This window comes from Streptomyces sp. NPDC056835 (assembly GCF_042789485.1).
Classification (GTDB): domain Bacteria; phylum Actinomycetota; class Actinomycetes; order Streptomycetales; family Streptomycetaceae; genus Streptomyces.
In genome coordinates this window covers 1-16,283 of the sequence record NZ_JBHUBB010000049.1, presented here as the reverse complement: position 1 = coordinate 16,283, position 16,283 = coordinate 1, and the positions used below count along the sequence as shown (strand labels likewise).

General features: G+C 70.0%; 15 protein-coding genes. 11 read left to right on the top strand and 4 right to left on the bottom strand.

Annotated elements, in window-relative coordinates; all coding sequences use genetic code 11:
- The first annotated feature begins 113 nt into the window (after positions 1 to 113).
- The 4 genes from ACFRMN_RS35680 to ACFRMN_RS35665 all read left to right on the top strand — a co-directional run bounded on the left by ACFRMN_RS35680 (position 114) and on the right by ACFRMN_RS35665 (position 4,010).
- Positions 114 to 353, top strand: a complete 240-nt coding sequence (locus ACFRMN_RS35680; RefSeq protein ID WP_383027958.1) for a hypothetical protein — start codon at positions 114 to 116, stop codon at positions 351 to 353.
- Positions 354 to 455: 102 nt separating this feature from the next.
- Positions 456 to 2,045, top strand: coding sequence for an FAD-binding oxidoreductase (locus tag ACFRMN_RS35675; RefSeq protein WP_383027956.1), 1,590 nt, complete (start codon positions 456 to 458; stop codon positions 2,043 to 2,045).
- Positions 2,046 to 2,175: 130 nt separating this feature from the next.
- Positions 2,176 to 3,309 carry a hypothetical protein gene (locus tag ACFRMN_RS35670; RefSeq protein ID WP_383027954.1) on the top strand — a complete coding sequence of 378 codons (1,134 nt, stop codon included), beginning with the start codon at positions 2,176 to 2,178 and terminating at the stop codon, positions 3,307 to 3,309.
- Positions 3,310 to 3,449: 140 nt separating this feature from the next.
- Positions 3,450 to 4,010, top strand: coding sequence for a sortase domain-bontaining protein (locus ACFRMN_RS35665; RefSeq protein WP_383027952.1), 561 nt, complete (start codon positions 3,450 to 3,452; stop codon positions 4,008 to 4,010).
- A gap of 132 nt (positions 4,011 to 4,142) precedes the next feature.
- Here the strand turns inward: ACFRMN_RS35665 and ACFRMN_RS35660 are convergent, their stop codons facing one another.
- A complete protein-coding gene (locus ACFRMN_RS35660) occupies positions 4,143 to 4,883 on the bottom strand; it encodes a phosphatase PAP2 family protein (protein WP_383027950.1) in 741 nt (246 codons plus the stop codon).
- Between the two features lie 264 nt (positions 4,884 to 5,147).
- A complete protein-coding gene (locus ACFRMN_RS35655) occupies positions 5,148 to 6,176 on the bottom strand; it encodes an NlpC/P60 family protein (RefSeq protein ID WP_383027948.1) in 1,029 nt (342 codons plus the stop codon).
- Between the two features lie 405 nt (positions 6,177 to 6,581).
- Here ACFRMN_RS35655 and ACFRMN_RS35650 point away from each other — a divergent pair, with 405 nt between their 5' ends.
- From ACFRMN_RS35650 to ACFRMN_RS35625, 6 genes are all read left to right on the top strand, one after another.
- Positions 6,582 to 6,890 carry a hypothetical protein gene (locus tag ACFRMN_RS35650; protein WP_030353484.1) on the top strand — a complete coding sequence of 103 codons (309 nt, stop codon included), beginning with the start codon at positions 6,582 to 6,584 and terminating at the stop codon, positions 6,888 to 6,890.
- A gap of 300 nt (positions 6,891 to 7,190) precedes the next feature.
- On the top strand, positions 7,191 to 8,045 hold the full coding sequence (locus tag ACFRMN_RS35645) for a hypothetical protein (RefSeq protein ID WP_383027946.1): 855 nt from the start codon (positions 7,191 to 7,193) through the stop codon (positions 8,043 to 8,045).
- Positions 8,035 to 9,396 (top strand): hypothetical protein, encoded by a 1,362-nt coding sequence (locus ACFRMN_RS35640; RefSeq protein ID WP_383027943.1) that lies wholly within the window; start codon positions 8,035 to 8,037, stop codon positions 9,394 to 9,396. Before ACFRMN_RS35645 ends, ACFRMN_RS35640 begins: the two co-directional genes overlap by 11 nt.
- Positions 9,393 to 10,946 (top strand): SCO6880 family protein, encoded by a 1,554-nt coding sequence (locus ACFRMN_RS35635; RefSeq protein ID WP_383027941.1) that lies wholly within the window; start codon positions 9,393 to 9,395, stop codon positions 10,944 to 10,946. The genes ACFRMN_RS35640 and ACFRMN_RS35635 overlap by 4 nt, the downstream gene beginning before the upstream one ends.
- Positions 10,947 to 11,055: 109 nt before the next feature.
- Positions 11,056 to 12,504 carry an ATP-binding protein gene (locus tag ACFRMN_RS35630; RefSeq protein ID WP_383027938.1) on the top strand — a complete coding sequence of 483 codons (1,449 nt, stop codon included), beginning with the start codon at positions 11,056 to 11,058 and terminating at the stop codon, positions 12,502 to 12,504.
- 2 nt (positions 12,505 to 12,506) lie between these two features.
- On the top strand, positions 12,507 to 14,045 hold the full coding sequence (locus ACFRMN_RS35625) for a type IV secretory system conjugative DNA transfer family protein (RefSeq protein ID WP_383027935.1): 1,539 nt from the start codon (positions 12,507 to 12,509) through the stop codon (positions 14,043 to 14,045).
- 85 nt (positions 14,046 to 14,130) lie between these two features.
- On the opposite strand, the gene ACFRMN_RS35620 is transcribed toward ACFRMN_RS35625, so the two are convergent.
- The gene (locus ACFRMN_RS35620; RefSeq protein WP_383027933.1) at positions 14,131 to 14,820 is read right to left on the bottom strand and encodes a TetR/AcrR family transcriptional regulator; all 690 of its coding nucleotides are present in this window, start codon (positions 14,818 to 14,820) and stop codon (positions 14,131 to 14,133) included.
- A gap of 109 nt (positions 14,821 to 14,929) precedes the next feature.
- Between ACFRMN_RS35620 and ACFRMN_RS35615 the strand changes: the two genes are divergently transcribed.
- The gene (locus ACFRMN_RS35615; protein WP_383027930.1) at positions 14,930 to 15,523 is read left to right on the top strand and encodes an NADPH-dependent FMN reductase; all 594 of its coding nucleotides are present in this window, start codon (positions 14,930 to 14,932) and stop codon (positions 15,521 to 15,523) included.
- 25 nt (positions 15,524 to 15,548) lie between these two features.
- Here the strand turns inward: ACFRMN_RS35615 and ACFRMN_RS35610 are convergent, their stop codons facing one another.
- On the bottom strand, positions 15,549 to 16,115 hold the full coding sequence (locus ACFRMN_RS35610) for a GNAT family N-acetyltransferase (protein WP_383027928.1): 567 nt from the start codon (positions 16,113 to 16,115) through the stop codon (positions 15,549 to 15,551).
- Positions 16,116 to 16,283 lie beyond the last annotated feature (168 nt).

Sequence of the window (16,283 nt, the reverse complement as noted above, 5' to 3'; positions counted from 1 at the left end):
CAACGCCTGACCGCCGCTTGTCCGAATCCCACCCGTTCCGGATAACGACGCCCGGCGTTCCTCGTCACGCCGGTCCCGGTTACGGGACGCGGACGCCCCGGTACGGTGGAGGTGTGTGCGAGCAAGACACTTCTGATCCCCCCACCGCCGCCTCATCTCCGGCCTCCCCCAAGGCCTCTTCCCTCTCCTTCCCGCCGCTCCACGAGACCACGACCGTCGAGCGCGGCTCGTTCTGCACGGCGCGCTGCACCTGTGGCTGGTCAGGCCACGCCCGCAGATCGCGCGACCTCGCCCGTACCGACGCCGCGACCCACGCCACCGCCCACCCCGCCACGCGGACGGCGAAGAGCTGAGGCGGAAGCCGTGCCACCGAACGTCCCACCGAACGTCGCACCGAACGTCCCACCGCGCGACCACGTCCGCGCGCCCCGCACCGGTCGCGAGGAGGCCGCCCCATGGAACGGCGCACACTTCTGAGCACGGCGGCCGGCCTCCTGGTCACCGCCGCCACGGCGACCGCGTGCTCCGGCGGCGGTACGGACGGCAAGAACAGCGCAGGCGGCACCACGACCCCCACGACCACCAAGAGCCCCACGGCAACTGCCCCGAGCCGTGCCCCGAGTTGGGACGCGCTGGCGAAGGGGCTCGACGGGGAACTCGTACGGCCCGACGACGCCGCGTACGGGACGGCCCGGCAGCTCTACAACACCCGCTTCGACAGCCTGAGGCCCGCGGCCATCGCCTACGCCGCGGGCGAGGACGACATCAAGGAGTGCCTGTCCTTCGCCAGGACCCACGGCACGCCCGTCTCCATCCGCGGCGGCGGCCACTCCTACGCGGGGTGGTCCAGCGGCGACGGCCGGCTCGTCATCGACGTGACGCGGCTCGACTCGCTGCGGGACGCGGCCACGGACGGCACGGTCGGGGCCGGAGCCCGGCTCGCCGATGTCTACCGGGCCCTCGCGGACGCGGGCCGTACGATCCCCGCCGGGTCCTGTCCCACCGTCGCCATCGCCGGGCTCACCCTCGGCGGCGGACACGGAGTCGCCACCCGCGCCTACGGCCTCACCTGCGACAGTCTCACCTCCGCCACCCTCATCACGGCCGACGGCAGGCGACTGACCGCCGACTCCGAGCAGCACACGGACCTCTTCTGGGCGCTGCGCGGCGCGGGCAACGGCAATTTCGGGGTCGTCACCGAGCTGCGCTTCCGTACCCACCCGGCGCCCCCGGCCGTCGTCGCCTTCGCGAGCTGGCCGTGGTCGAAGGCCGACGCCCTGCTCGGCGCCTGGGAGGCGTGGGGGCCCGACCAGCCGGACGAGATCTGGTCTTCGCTCCATCTCAACGCCGGTCCGGGCGGCGTCGCCCCGACGCTGTCACTCTCCGCACTCTCCCTGGGCGGCGAGGACGAACTGAAGAACGCGCTCGACCGGCTCGCCGACGGTCCGGGCGGACCCGGCCCGGCGAGCTCCGTCTCGGTGCGGCAGCACGATTACGAGGAGGCGATGCTGATCTACGCGGGCTGTTCCGGCTTCACCGAGGAGCAGTGCCGGCTGCCCGGTACGACCCCCGGCCGCGGCGACCGGGGCGCGCTCGGGCGCGAGACCTACGCCGCCGCCTCCGACTTCTACGTACGCCCGCTCTCGCCCGGCGGCCGGGGGGCCCTCATCTCCGCTTCCGAGGCGTTCACCCGGCTCCCGGCATCCGGGGGCGGCAGCGGCTCCCTCGCCCTCACCGCGCTCGGCGGCGCGGTCAACCGGGTGGACCCGCTCGCGACGGCCTTCGTCCACCGGGGTTCGCGGGTGCTGGCGCAGTACATCGCCGGCTGGGAGCCGGGTACCGCCGGATCGGCCCAGCGCGCATGGCTGAAAAGCACTCATGGATCGATGCGCCGGCACGCCTCGGGCGCCGCGTACCAGAACTACTCCGACCCGACGCTGCCCGACTGGCGCACGTCCTACTACGGCGCCGCCGCGGACCGGCTGGCCCGGCTGAAGAAGCGGTACGACCCTGACCGGCTGTTCGACTTCCCGCAGGCGCTGTGAGTCCCCAGCTGTTCTTCGTACCCCGTACGGCCCACCGAGGTGGCCGCGAGGGCCAGTTGACGATGGCCTGTACCTAGCAGGCGGGGGGCCGGCAAGCGGGGGGCACATCCCGACTCGCAAGGGCGTAGCCATGCACGGACACGGATCCCGGATAGCCGCGCTCGCCGCGGCCACCGTTCTCCTTCTCGCACTCGGCGGCAGCGCCGCCACAGCTGTGGACAGGCCCACCGAACCGGGTCAGCTGACCCTCATCAACACCGCCGTCGGCCGGGTACTCGCGGACAAGTTCGGCAATCCGCTCTATATGCGGACGGCCGACGAGCCGGACAACCCGGACTGCACGGGCGAGTGCGCCGACACCTGGCCCGCCGCGGTCGGCTATCCGACCAAGGGGCGTGGTGTCGCCAACGACACCTCGCAGACCGTGCTGAACGCGGAGAACAGCGATCAGCCACAGGTCATCTACAACACGCACCCGCTGTACTACTACACGGACGACCAGCCGCACCTGCCGCGCGGGCAGCACGTGGACGGCTTCACCCTGGTCGCCCCGAACGGCACCGCGATGACGCTGCCGCTGAGCTCGGGCCCGGACCCGGATCCGACGGTGTCGGGGACGACGTCGTCCACGTCCAGGGCGAAGCCCGCGGCGACGCCGAAGCCGACGAGAGCGGCCCCCACTCAGACGCGTGCCCCGACGAAGGCACTCCCGAAGACACCCAGGAAGGTCGCGACGAAGGCACCCACGAAGGCAGCCACGAAGGCTCCCAAGAAGGTGATGAAGCCGCCCACGAAGCAGCCCACGAAAGCACCCACGAAGGCAGCTCCGAGAACACCGCCGAGGGCACCGACAAGGGCAGCGCCGAAGCCCGCCACAAAGGCACCGCCGAAGCCCGCCACGAAACCCGCTACGAAGGCACCGCCGAAGCCGGCGACGAAGGCCACGCCGAAGCCCGCGACAAAGGCCGCCAGCCCCGGCGCCCGCGTGACCCCGACTCGTACGGCGACTCGGGCGACTCGTACGGCCAACCCGGCGGTCCCCCGTACGACCACCACCACCGCGAACCCCTCGGTCGGGGCCTTGGCGATCACGCCGTCGGGCGCGGCGCGCGGAGGCGCGGACCACATGACCGCCGCCGACTCGTCGGAACGCACCAGCGCGGCCGAACTCTCCCTCGCCATCGGTGCCACCGCCGCGGCCTCCATCGGCACGATCCTCGTGGTGCGCCGATTCCAGCGCCGTTCGACGGGCGGTCAGCACTGACCGGAAGGGCGGGTCGGGCGGACATATCCAGCGGCGACGGCAAGACCGGCGGGTCGGCCACACCGGTCAGGTCGGCCAGGGCGATCAAGGCCCTCTTCGTCATAGCGGCCCTGTGCGCGACGGCCGCCGTACTGCTGCATGTGTTCCCGCTCCGGCCCGCGCCACGGACACCGGGGTTCGCCGAACCACGAACCGTCCAGGTCACGGACCCGCCGTCCGCTCCCGTACGGCTGCGTATCCCGGCGCTCGGTGTCAGGGCGGACGTCCTGCCGCTGGCACTCGACGACGAGGGGACGCTGGACGCGCCGGGATTCCGGAACGCGATGAAGGTCGGCTGGTTCGCCCTGGGTCCACGCCCCGGCGAACGCGGCCCGGCCGTCCTGATCGGCCACCGGGACGCCCCGGCGAACCCCGGCACCGTCCCGGTCCGCAACGGGCGCGACGACATCAAGAACGCCGTCTTCGCCAAGCTGGGCCGGCTGCGCCCCGGCGACGCGATCGAGACGGAGCTGGGCGACGGACGGCGGCTGACGTTCCGGGTGACGGCCGTCGATACGTACCGTACGAAACGATTCCCCACGGAACGGGTCTACGGCCCGGTGCCGACCCCGCAGCTACGGCTGATCACCTGCGGGGGAGTCATCGACGCCAATGGCCACTGGGACTCGAATGTGGTGGTCAGCGCGGTCGCGGACTTCTAGACGGCGTACCGGGACGGGGCGTCCGGGACGAGGCTTCCGGGACGAGGCTTCCGGGACGAGGCTTCCGGGACGAGGCTTCCGGGACGAGGCTTCCGGGACGAGGCTTCCGGGACCGGGGGCGACGTGACCGGCTCAGGCAGCGAGATTGTTGTCGTCGGGGCGCGGCTCGGGGACACCGAGCGACCGCGTCCCGCCGACAGCCCCGTCGCCGGTGCCGGCACCGGCGGCCAGATCCGCCGCGCGGGCGGCCCGCGACCGTACGAACCACCCGACGTGCGGCGACCGGGAGATCGCCGACACCAGCGGGGTGAGCAGGGCGAGGGCGAGCGGGGTCAGCAGGAGGGCGACCGCCGTGCCGAGGGCGAAGCCGCCGATGACATCGGTCGGGTAGTGGACCCCCATGTAGACGCGGCAGAAGCCTTCGAGAAGGGCCAGACCGATCGCGGCGAGACCGAGCTTCCGGTGGGCGATGAAGACGCCGACGGCGAGGGCCATCGCCATCGTCGCGTGGTCGCTGACGAACGAGTAGTCCGTCTTGCCCGCCACCAGGACCTCCAGGCCCTTGTGGTCCAGGAACGGTCTCGGCCGTTCGACGAAACCCCGGATCGGGATATTGATCAGCAGCGCGATCCCGGCGGCGAGCGGCGCCCACACCAGCCCGGCGACGGCCGTGACCGAGTCCTCCTCGGACCCGCGCTTACGCACGGTCCACCAGCCCCAGAGCCCGATGAGCACAAGCCCGAGCATGATCCCGTACTCACCGACGAACTCCATCAGGCGGTCGAACCACGTCGGGGCGTCCTTGGCCAGCCCATTGATGTCGTAGAGCAGGCTGACGTCGGGGTTCGACCCATCCAGTACGAGTCCAGCCATCTGCTGCGGCCCCTTGCCTCTTCTTGTCGCCTGCCGCGCCACACCTCCGTGGGCGACGCCTCTACCAACCCCCGCGGTCAGTACGGAACATGCTGCGTGATCAGTACCGCAGCTGTCGTCCAGGGAACAGCCTACGCGCCGCGTACGTTCCGCTCTCTACCGAACGATCACCATGACGTTATCGAAGAGTGACACATAGTCGCAGCTCAGAGCCACGTCCGGACGGAGAGTTCCGGCCACGCCGACCGCGTGCCCCCTCCGGAGTCAGGCGGCGGGCCGGTTCGGGGGCAGGTCGGTGGGCAGCGATTTCGCGCCGTCCTCGGTGACGCGGGTGGCCCCGAAGTAGTCCGGGGTGTCGATCTTGTCGAACCGGATGACGGCCCCGGTATACGGCGCGTTGATCATGTACCCGCCGCCCACGTACAACCCCACATGCCGGATCGCCCGCGAATTGGTGAGATCGTCCGAGAAGAAGACCAGGTCACCGGGGAGCAGCTCGTCCCGCGAGGGGTGCTCGCCGGCGTTGTACTGATCATTCGCCACCCGAGGCAGCTCAATTCCCACGGTCCGGTACGCGGCCTGCGTCAGCCCGGAGCAGTCGAACCGCCCGCCCTGCTCGGCGGTCCCGTTCCCACCCCAGAGATAGGGCGTGCCCAGCTTCTGCTGAGCGAAGTAGATGGCCGCGGCGGCCTGCTTCGAGGGCTCGACCCGCCCGACGGGCCTGGCGAAGCTCTTCTCCAGAGTCCGGATGATCTTGACGTAGTTCTGCGTCTCCCGGTACGGCGGCACACCGCCGTACTTGATGACGGCGTACGCCCCGGCGTTGTACGCCGCCAGCATGTTGCTGGTCTGATCACCCGGCACGTCCTTGACGTATCCGGCCAATTCGCAGTCGTACGAGGCGGCCGACGGAATCGCGTCACGCGGATCCCAGATGTCCCGCGTGCCGTCCTTGTTCCCGTCGATGCCATGGGCTTCCCAGGTCCCCGGGATGAACTGCGAGATGCCCTTGGCGTTGGCGGGGCTCTGGGCGCTGGGATTCCAGCCGCTCTCCTGGTACAACTGCGCGGCGAGCAGGGCGGGGTTGATGGCGGGACAGAGATTCCCCCACTGCTGCACAAGCGGCTGATAAGCGGCGGGCACGGCCCCCTTGGCCAGCCCAACAGCCCGCCCGCCCCCGCCCACACCCCCGACGAGCCCGGCGGCGGCGGAGTAGGTCCCGACGACGAGCAGAGCCACAAAACTCAACCCCAGGCCCCCGACAGCGGCCACGACGAGCCATGCCTTACGCACCGTCAAACACCCTCCGCGTCAGGGCCACTGTCCTGGGCCAGTGTAGGCGCGGAGGAGACGGATCAGGAGGGCGTCCGACGAGGTCGCCGGAAGAGACGCCTTGGACACGAGTCGCTTGTCGATCCGCCTCAGCGGCTCGAAGCGCCTCGAACGTGCCCGGGACCACAAAGGTGTAACAACGACAGTCATTGCCCGGAGTCACGCTCCGTGATACACAGAGTAACCATACGCGTACTCGCATACCCGATCCGTGACTGATCGGGGCACCGTCGTCGGTCATATGTGCGGGGATCGGGTAAAGAGAGCCGCCAAGCGGCTTACGAGGGCGGTTCCATCAGCGAAGATAGAGCGTGACCCGTGCCATGGGGCTCGGGCGTGAACGACCCAACAGGGGCGGTGAGTTACATGTACCTGGCGGCCGAAAAGGGCGACATCACCACCATCATCGGTGGCATCGCCCCGAACTGGGGCCCTTTCGGGACACTTGGGAACGAGGCCCGGATCATGATTGAGGTCGTGATGGCCGTGGCCATCCTGCTCTGTCTCGGCATCGCGATCTGGGGCGCGGCCAAGCAGCGGATCGGAGCGACAGCGCTACGGGACACGTTCAGCGCTGAGCAGGGCAAGGGCCTGATCGTCGCCGGACTCACCGGCGTCTTCATCATCGGCTCGCTGGGCACACTCTTCACGATCGTGTACGGGATGGCCGTCTGACCCACGGCCGCTCCTCCCTGTCTCCTCCTCCCACGTCTCCCACGTCTCCCACGTCCCCCACGTCGCCTACGTCTCCTTCAGTCCCCTGCGATCCATCCCTCCCGTCCCGCCGGTCCGCACCGGGCGTGCCCGGGTTCACCCTCAACACCACCCGTCCGTCGCACCCACCGGCTGAGGTTGCGTCTCCCTGATGTCGAGTCACCACACCGCGCCCGCGCGGGAACCAGCACGGCTACCGTCGAACTACGCGGTCACCGCGGACACCGCGGAACCGCTAACGGCTGAGGGGGCGTACGCGGCATGAGCTTCGGCGACGAGCACGGCTACGGCGGCGACTCGGGCCGTACGGACGACGGCTTCGGCGGAACGGGCCAGACGCGTACCCGCCTGCCCGACGGCAGAAACGGCGACATGTACGGCGGCCCCCGCCGCCCGGCACGCGGCTCGCGCTCGCTCATCACGGTGGTGGGCGTCGTGGTCCTGCTCATCGCGGCTATCGCGTTCGCGAACCGCGGCGGAGGGGGCGATACCTCCGGCGGCAAGGGCGCGGCGGCGGAACCGGGCGCGGAACCGACGGCGGCGACGGGCGTGAAGCCGGTGACGGGGAAGAACGGGGAGATCCCCTCGGGGTTCGCACGGAACGAACAGGGGGCGGCGAGCGCGGCGGCGAACTACGCGGTGGCGCTCGGTTCCGACGGCATGTTCAAGGCCACCTCCCGGCAGGACATCATTCGCGCCAGTCACGACCCCGCCACGGCCGAGGGTCTTCTGAGCGATCTCGACAGAGCCTACTCACCTGGCTTCCTCACGAACGTCGGCCTCAATGAGGACGGCTCCACACCCGCGGGTCTCACCTTCGTGTCAAGGACCGTGCCGGTCGGTACCAAGGTCACCGAGATGAGTTCGACCACGGCGACCGTCGAAGTGTGGTTCACCGGACTCGTGGGGCTGGCCGGCGAGGGCTCGACCAAGCCCGTGACCGCAACCTGGTCCACGCTCACGGAGAAGCTCAAGTGGATCGACGGTGACTGGAAGATCTCCTCTTCGAGCCAGACCGAGGGTCCCACACCGGTCAACGGCGACAACAGAGCCTCCACCGCCGACGAGATCGCCAAGGCCGTTCAGGGATATGGAGGCTTCACCTATGCCCGGTAGCCACCGTCTCAGCGTTTCCTCGCTCGCGGCGTCCGTGGCCGGTGCGTTCACGCTCCTCGTCGCGCTCGCCACGCGCGCGTCCGCCGCACCCACCCCTCCCCCCTCCCCGTCGCCCAGCACGAGCGACAACCCGTGCGACCTCATCGTCGGTCTGGCCAAGGACTACTGCGAGGACGGCGAGAGGGCCGCCGGCGCCCCACGCGGCGGCGTCTCCGACCCCGCCAGCTCCCTCGACCCCCTCTCCTCCCTCGCCCGCGGCTGCGCCGACGCCGCCGCCTGGATCATCGGGAAGCTCAGCGACGCCGTGAAGGGGACGGCCAACGTCGACTTCACCAACGCCGCCTTCCTCCGTCAGTACGCCGTCGTCTTCGCCGCCTCCACCGTCCTCACCCTCGTCCTCTGGCTCCTCGCCGTCGCCAAGCGCGCCATCCGCGGCGTGCCCCTCACCACCGCGATCTCCGAAGCCCTCGGGTTCCTCTGGCTGACGGTCCTCGCCTCCGCCTTCACCCCTCTCATCCTCTTCACCATCGTCTCCGCGACCGACGGCGTCACCCAGGTCATCTCCAGCTCCACCGGCGGACAGACCGACGTCTTCTTCGGTGGCTTCGCCGCCGCCCTCAAGAAGGGCGACGACATCGGCGGCGGGCCGATCATGCTGATCGTCGTCTCGCTCGTGTCGATCCTCGCCGCCGGGGTGCTCTGGCTGGAGTTGGTGATAAGGGCCGCGCTCCTGTACGTCGGGGCGCTCCTCGGCACCGTCGTCTACGCCGGGCTCGTCGACAAGAACATGTGGGGGCATGTCCGCCGCTGGGCCGGGATCATGATCGCCGTCATCATGGTCAAGCCCGTCATCGTGATCGTCCTCGGCCTCGCCGGCGCGCTCTCCGCCGACAGCGGCCCCGACGCGGTCTCCGCCGTCGTGTCCGGTCTCGCCATCATCCTGCTCGCGATCTTCGCCTCCGCGATGATCTACCGCTTCGTGCCCGGTTTCGGCGACGAGGTCGCTTCCTCCCGCTCCAATCGGAAGCAGGCCACGGACGGCTCCAAGGCCGCCGCCGTCATCAGCTCTCCCGCCGCTCTCGTCTCCCAGGGCATCAAGACCCACAGCAGCCGCAACCACCAGCAGGGCGACGGAGGCGGGGGCGGTGGAGGCGGCCGGCCCGCCAACACCGTCTCCGGCGGCGTCGCCGCGCACAGCTCACGCGGCTCCTCGTCCGGCGGTGGAGGCGGCGGCGGGCCGGTGCCGTCCCCCGCGCCCCCGCCCCGCGGCGGCGGCCCGACCAGCGGCACGCCGCACAGCTCACGCGGTACCGGTAACGGCAACAACAGCACAGGAGGTAGAGGGCGTTGACGACTCAGTCGCCACCGATCGCGCCCCGTCGTACGTATCTCATCGGCCGGGCCAGGCCGAACGCGATCGTCGGCAAGAACCGCGAGACCGGCGAGATCGCCCTGATCATCGCCGGCGCCTTCGTCGGCATGATGTGCGGTCTGCTGGTCCCCGTCCTGTCCCTGCGGATCGTGACGCTGACGGGGTTCCCGCTCGTCGCGCTCGCCGCCGTGTACGTGCCGTACAAGCACCGCACGTTCTACAAGTGGTTCGAGATCAACCGCAGCTACAAACGCAGCCTGCGCCGCGGTACGGCCTACCGCTCCGCCGCCATGGAAGCCGGTACGAGCCTGGACGGCCGCGAGGTCGAGGTCGGCCCGCCCCCCGGCATCGGCCGTATCAACTGGCTGGCGGCGCCCTTCGGTCCGGACGAGATCGCCGTCCTGCTGCACGCCGACCGCCGTACCGTCACCGCCGCCATCGAGATCGAGGGCCCCGGCGTCGGGCTGCGCGACAGCGAGGACCAGGAGGCCCTCGTCGACCGCTTCGGCACGCTCCTCAAGCATGTCGCCAACGGCGACGGCTTCGTCACCCGGCTCCAGATGCTCGCCCGTACGCTGCCCGCCGACCCCGACGCGCACGAGAAGGACGTGGCCCAGCGCGGCGACTCCTCCTCCCCCGGCTGGCTCCGGGATTCCTACGACCAGCTCCAGTCGATGGTGTCCACCTCCAGCGAGCAGCACCGCGCGTATCTCGTCGCCTGCATGCACTACACCCGTGAACTGGCCGCCGAGGGCCAGGCCATGGCCCGCGCCGCCCGCCAGGCCGCCGGTACGAAGAAACTCGACCGGGACGCGGGCCTCGCCGTCGTGATGGCCCGTGAGCTGACCGACATCTGCGCGCGGCTCGCCGAGGCGGACATCCGCGTACGGCAGCCGCTCGGGCAGGGCCGGCTGTCCTCCCTCGTGCACTCGATGTACGACCCCGACCACCCCATCGACCACATCCAGGCCATGACGAAACGAAACGCCTGGCCGGCCGAGCTGGACGCGATGGAGCCGACGTATCTTCAGGCCAAGACGCGCGAGTCGTCCACCCGCGCGCCCTGGTGCCACTCCACCGCCTGGGTCAAGGAGTGGCCGATGACCCCCGTCGGCGTGAACTTCCTGGCCCCGCTGCTCGTCCACACCCCCGATGTGATCCGTACGGTCTCGGTCACCATGGACCTCGAACCGACCGAGATCGCCATCGAGCGGATGCTGACGGAGAAGACGAACGACGACGCGGAGGCGAGCCGCGCCGCGAAGATGAACCGCACCGTCGACCCGCGCGACATCGCCGCGCACGGCCGGCTGGACCAGCGGGGTGAAGATCTCGCCAGCGGGGCGGCGGGGGTGAACCTCGTCGGGTACATCACAGTGTCGTCCAAGTCGCCCGAGGCCCTGGCCAGGGACAAGCGGACGATCAGAGCGTCGGCCGGCAAGTCGTATCTGAAACTGGAGTGGTGCGACCGCGAGCACCACCGCGCCTTTGTGAACACCCTGCCGTTCGCGACCGGCATCCGCCGTTAGCGCGGTTCATCGCCGCCGACCGACCCATACCGCCCCATACCGACACTGTCACCGAATCCGACACCAACACCGACACCGCCGATAGCCGACGAGCCGAAAGGGGCCTGTGGTGCGAGATCCGCTGTCCGTCCTCACGGATGCCTTCACCAGCTTCCTCTTCGGGAAGGTGGAGACGACCCGGCTGCCCGTCCGTACGTCAACGGGCCAGGCCCAGGCCGTCTATCTGCCGACCGCGGCCCCCGGCCTCGGTGACTCCGGTGTGATCATCGGCCGCGAGGTCTACAGCGGCAAGGGGTACATCTACGACCCCTTCCAGCTGTACGGGCAACAACTCCCCGCCCCGCACTGGCTCGTCCTCGGCGAGTCCGGCAACGGGAAGTCGGCGCTGGAGAAGACCTACGTCCTGCGCCAACTGCGCTTCCGCGACCGCCAGGTCGTCGTCCTGGACGCCCAGGGCGAGGACGGCGCGGGCGAGTGGAACCTGATCGCCCAGGAGCTGGGTATAACCCCCATCCGGCTCGACGCGATGGCGGCCCTGGACGACGGCATCCGGCTCAACCCCCTCGACCCGGCGATCACCACGACCGGACAGCTCGCCCTGCTCCGTACGATCATCGAAGTCGCCATGGGACACGGCCTGGACGAGCGCTCCGGCTTCGCGCTCAAGGTCGCACACGCCTATGTGAACGAGACGATCACCAACCGCCAGCCCGTGCTGATGGACATCGTCGAGCAACTGCGCCACCCCGAACCCGAGTCGGCCGAGGCCATGAACGTCGACCTGGACGATGTACGGGCCTGGGGCCTGGACGTGGCGCTGGTCCTCGACCGGCTGGTCGACGGTGACCTGCGGGGCATGTTCGACGGACCGACGACCGTCGGGATCGATCTGGACGCCCCGCTGATCGTCTTCGACCTCTCGCACATCGACCGCAACTCGATCGCGATGCCGATCCTCATGGCGATCGTCGGCGTCTGGCTGGAGCACACCTGGATCCGCCCCGACCGCAGGAAGCGCATCTTCCTGGTCGAGGAGGCCTGGCACATCATCAACTCCCCGTTCGTCGCCCAGCTCTTCCAGCGGCTGCTGAAGTTCGGCCGACGGCTCGGTCTGTCGTTCGTCGCGGTGGTCCACCATCTCTCCGACGTGGTCGACGGCGCGGCGGCCCGGGAAGCCGCGGCGATCCTCAAGATGGCGTCGACGCGGACGATCTACGCCCAGAAAGCGGACGAGGCGAGAGCCACGGGCCGGGTACTGGGTCTGCCCCGGTGGGCGGTGGAGATCATTCCGACCCTCACACCCGGTATCGCGGTCTGGGACGTCAACGGCAACGTCCAGGTCGTCAAGCATCTGGTGACGGAAGCGGAACGACCCCTGGTCTTCACCGACCGGGCGATGACCGAGAACTCCCAGGCATCAGAAGCCGCGGACGCCCTGGAACTGGAAGGCAGACTGCCGGACGATGTGCGCGCCGCGGAGTGGGAGGCGGAGCAGCGGGCGGCCCTCCTCGAAAGGCAAAGGCAGTTGAACGAGTCCTCCGAGTCGACGGTGGCGTGACCATGGCGCGCCACCACGACGGTCAGCACTACCAGGCCGGCCAGGGGGGCGCCCGGGGCGGTATCCCCGACGGACTGCTCGTGGGCCTGCTCGGCTTCCTGCTGGGGCTGGCGGTGCTGGTGTGGACGGCGACCGGACTGGCGGGGCTCTTCACCCACGGAGCCTGGCCGCAGGGGGTGACCTTTCCCCGTACGCCGCTGGCGATACGTCAGCTCGTGCAGGCTCCGCACGACATCGCGGGCGCCTGGCCGGACACCCCGCCCGGCGAACTGTCCGGGTACGGCCTGTTCTGGGGTCTGCTGATCAGTCAGATGATGGTCCTGGTCGTGCTCACGGTATTCGTACTGGGCGTGACGGCCCGCTATCGGGTGGTACGAGCAGGCCGACGGGCTGCCGTACCGAACCAAAGCCACTCCCAAGGCCAGGCACCGGCCCTAACGCCGCCGCTCAGCAAGGAGCAGTACCCGCCGGGCGTCGCGGCGACGGCCGCACCGGCTCCGCTGCCGTCGCCGGCACCAGCACCAACACCGGCACCTGACCCCGTCCAGACCGCCGCTGCCGCGCCCACACTCGCTCCCGCTCCCTCGCATGCCGCCGCCGTCCCCGCCCCTCGCGTGCGATACGGCGACCCTCTCGCCCGCCGTCCCGCGGCCGTCCAGGCCATCCTGGACGCCGAGGGCCCCGCCCTTGTCGTCACCTCCGACCCGACCGTGTGGTCCACGACCAAGGACGCGCGGGCCAAGCTCGGCCCCGTCCTCGTCTACGACCCCGGCCATCTCTGCGACACTCCGGCCCGGCTCCACTGGTCCCCCACCGCCGGATGCGACGACGCCACCACCGCCGCCGCCCGTGCCGCCGCGCTGCTCTCCCCCGTACGCCCGCACGCGCTGCTCGACGCCGCCATGGCCGACACGGCGGAGACGCTGCTGCGCTGCTGGCTGCACGCCGCGGCGGTGGAGTCACGACCGTTCAAGCAGGTGCACCGCTGGGCGCAGGGCGGGAACGCCCATGAGGCCGTCCGGATCCTCCGCACCCACCCCAAGGCCGCCTCCGGTCTCGCGGGTCTGCTGGAGTCCGCGCTCACCGCGCACCCCGAACGCCGGGAAGTCTCCCAGCAGTTGACGGCCCGCGCGCTGTCGTCCCTCTCCTCGATCCATATCCGCGACGCCTGCACACCCAACCGAACCGATTCCCTCGCGCTGGATTCTTTTGTGAACGAGGGGGGCACTCTGTATGTGGTGGGCGAGCCGATCGAGGATCCGCGCTCCCGCCCGGGTGCGATGCCGCTGCTCACCGCACTCGCCTCGAACGTGGTCGAGCACGGCCGCCGCATGGCCGCACGGTCATCTGACGGTCGGCTCGACCCACCAATGACATGCGTCCTGGACGATGTCGCCGCCGTCGCTCCGCTGCCCCAGCTCCCGGAGCTGCTCTCCACCGGTCATGACCGCGGCCTGCCGACCCTGGCCCTGCTCCGGTCGCGACAGCAGGGCCTGGACCGCTGGCCGCACTACGAACTGCCGGTCCCCGACAGCGTCTGAGGCGTACGGCGCCGCCCAGGACCCCGTCCCACCGGGGGGGCAGGAAGAGCTCTCCACGCACGGGCTCAGGAAGGCTCGTGCGACTTCAGGAAGGCCCGTACAACTTCAGGAAGGCCCACACCCCGCTCGCCACGAACTTCTCCACCTCGGCCGCGCTCAGCCGTACCGCGCCGTAGAACGACTCCAGCGTGACGCCGCCGATGAGCAGGCTCAGATGCCGTGCCGCCGCATCGGCGTCGTCGATGTCGAACAGCCCCTGATCGGCGAGCCCGCGCAGCCGCTCGGCGAGTCCGGCGCGCACGGCCCGTGGCCCGACGCGCTGCCACTCCTCGACCACATCAGCCGGCATCCGCGGCCCCTCGGTGATGATCTGGCGTACGAGCGCGAAGTGTTCGGGGTGCTTGGAGTTCTGGCCGACCCAGTCGCGTCCGAGGGCCAGCAGGTCCGCCTCGACGTCGGCCGCCCTCCCGAAGTGCCGGAAGTGCCGCTCGAAGAGGTCCATGGAGTCCGCCGTCACGGAGGCGGCGGACGCCAGGAAGACCGCACGGAAGAGCTCTTCCTTGTCGGTGAAGTGGTTGTAGATGGTGCGCGTGGAGACACCTGCCTCGGCGGCGATCGCGTCAATGCTCGCCCGGGTGTACCCCTCGCGCCCGAAGACCGTACGCGCGCCCCGCTCGATGGCCTGCCGCTTCTCCAGCAGCCCCTTGCGCGGAGGCTTTGGCGCGCCTGACACCAGCGCCGCCCCCGCCTCCGCATCCCGCTCCCGGCTCGCCATGGTCCCGCCCTCCTCAGAAGTTACAACGCTCGTTGCAATAATTGCCATACACGTTGTACTTTACCTTCATGTCCCACGCGCAGAGAGAACACCCTTGAGGAGCAACGCCATGTCCACCCAGCGGACGGCCCCGATAAGGCTCGTCGTCATCATCGGCAGCACCCGCGAAGGCCGTCTCGGACCCACCGTCGGAAACTGGTTCGCCGCCCTGGCCGCCGACCACGGCAACGCCGAGGTCGACCTCATCGACCTCGCCGACACCGAACTCCCCGTCGTCCACCCCGACTGGGGTACGGAACCGACCCCGGCCCTGGCCGAGTTGTCCGCCCGGCTCGGCGCGGCCGACGCGTTCGTCGTCGTGACACCCGAGTACAACCACAGCTTCCCGGCGGTCCTGAAGCACTTCATCGACCTCCACCGCGAGGAATGGCAGGCCAAGCCAGTCGGCTTCGTGTCGTACGGCGGCGTGGGCGGCGGGCTGCGCAGCGTCGAACAGCTGCGGCTGGTCTTCGCCGAGCTGCACAGCACGACGGTGCGCGAGACCGTCAGCTTCCACAAGGTCACGAGTGATGTCTTCGCAGCTGACGGCACGGCCCACGACCCGGAAGGCGCCGCCGGGGCCGCCAAGGCGATGCTCGACCAACTCGACTGGTGGGCCCGCGCGCTGCGAACGGCGCGGACGGAGCATCCGTACAGCGTCTGACGGTCCGCCCTCCCCTGGAGGAGTCCTAGGAGCGGTCGATCACCATCTCCAGGTCCCTGCCGGGGGCCACCGAGGGGTTGTCGTCCAACGGCAGAGACACGCCGGTCGGTACGAATCCCAGCTTGCGGTAGGCGGCCTGTGCCCGCGGATTCCCCTCGTGGACATGGAGCCGCACCCGAGCGAGCCGTGGCTCCTCCAGCGACCAGGCCCAGTCGAGCGCGGCGTCGACCAGCGCCCCGAGCAGCCCGGTACCGCGCTGCTCGGGGCGTACGAACACACCCACGAGATGCCCCTGCGCCTGCTCGGACGTGGCCCCCAGAAAGTCCATGTCGCCGGCCTCCTCGATCAGCAGCGTCACGGTGCCCGACCATGTCCCGTCCGGCGCCTCGGCGATGAACTGCCCCGCCCTGGCCCCGTGCCGGGGAGAGGACCCGGCCGCCCGCTCCTGCCAGAACGAATCGGGTTGCTTCAGAGCTCCTTCGTACGTCTCCAGGAAGGCCACCGGCGCGGCCGGATCCTGGAGCGAGGCGAGACGGATGTCCTTGGCCTTGGCCCATTCGTCGGGCTGTACGGCGCGAATCACATGGTTCATCCACCGATCCTCCGCGCCGCGCGCCCTCACCCGCAAACGAAATATCACCCGTGGGACGCCGTAAAACTCCCCAGAACGCAGAAATGCCCCGCACCAGAAGGTGCGGGGCATTCCCACAATAATTGTTCGGCGGCGTCCTACTCTCCCACAGGGTCCCCCCTGCAGTAC

Coding starts and splice junctions, on each gene's coding strand:
- ACFRMN_RS35610 (WP_383027928.1), bottom strand. CDS start 16,115: ATGAACCATGTGATTCGCGCCGTACAGCCCGACGAATGGGCCAAGGCC.
- ACFRMN_RS35645 (WP_383027946.1), top strand. CDS start 7,191: ATGAGCTTCGGCGACGAGCACGGCTACGGCGGCGACTCGGGCCGTACG.
- ACFRMN_RS35670 (WP_383027954.1), top strand. CDS start 2,176: ATGCACGGACACGGATCCCGGATAGCCGCGCTCGCCGCGGCCACCGTT.
- ACFRMN_RS35650 (WP_030353484.1), top strand. CDS start 6,582: ATGTACCTGGCGGCCGAAAAGGGCGACATCACCACCATCATCGGTGGC.
- ACFRMN_RS35640 (WP_383027943.1), top strand. CDS start 8,035: ATGCCCGGTAGCCACCGTCTCAGCGTTTCCTCGCTCGCGGCGTCCGTG.
- ACFRMN_RS35620 (WP_383027933.1), bottom strand. CDS start 14,820: ATGGCGAGCCGGGAGCGGGATGCGGAGGCGGGGGCGGCGCTGGTGTCA.
- ACFRMN_RS35675 (WP_383027956.1), top strand. CDS start 456: ATGGAACGGCGCACACTTCTGAGCACGGCGGCCGGCCTCCTGGTCACC.
- ACFRMN_RS35660 (WP_383027950.1), bottom strand. CDS start 4,883: ATGGCTGGACTCGTACTGGATGGGTCGAACCCCGACGTCAGCCTGCTC.
- ACFRMN_RS35615 (WP_383027930.1), top strand. CDS start 14,930: ATGTCCACCCAGCGGACGGCCCCGATAAGGCTCGTCGTCATCATCGGC.
- ACFRMN_RS35625 (WP_383027935.1), top strand. CDS start 12,507: ATGGCGCGCCACCACGACGGTCAGCACTACCAGGCCGGCCAGGGGGGC.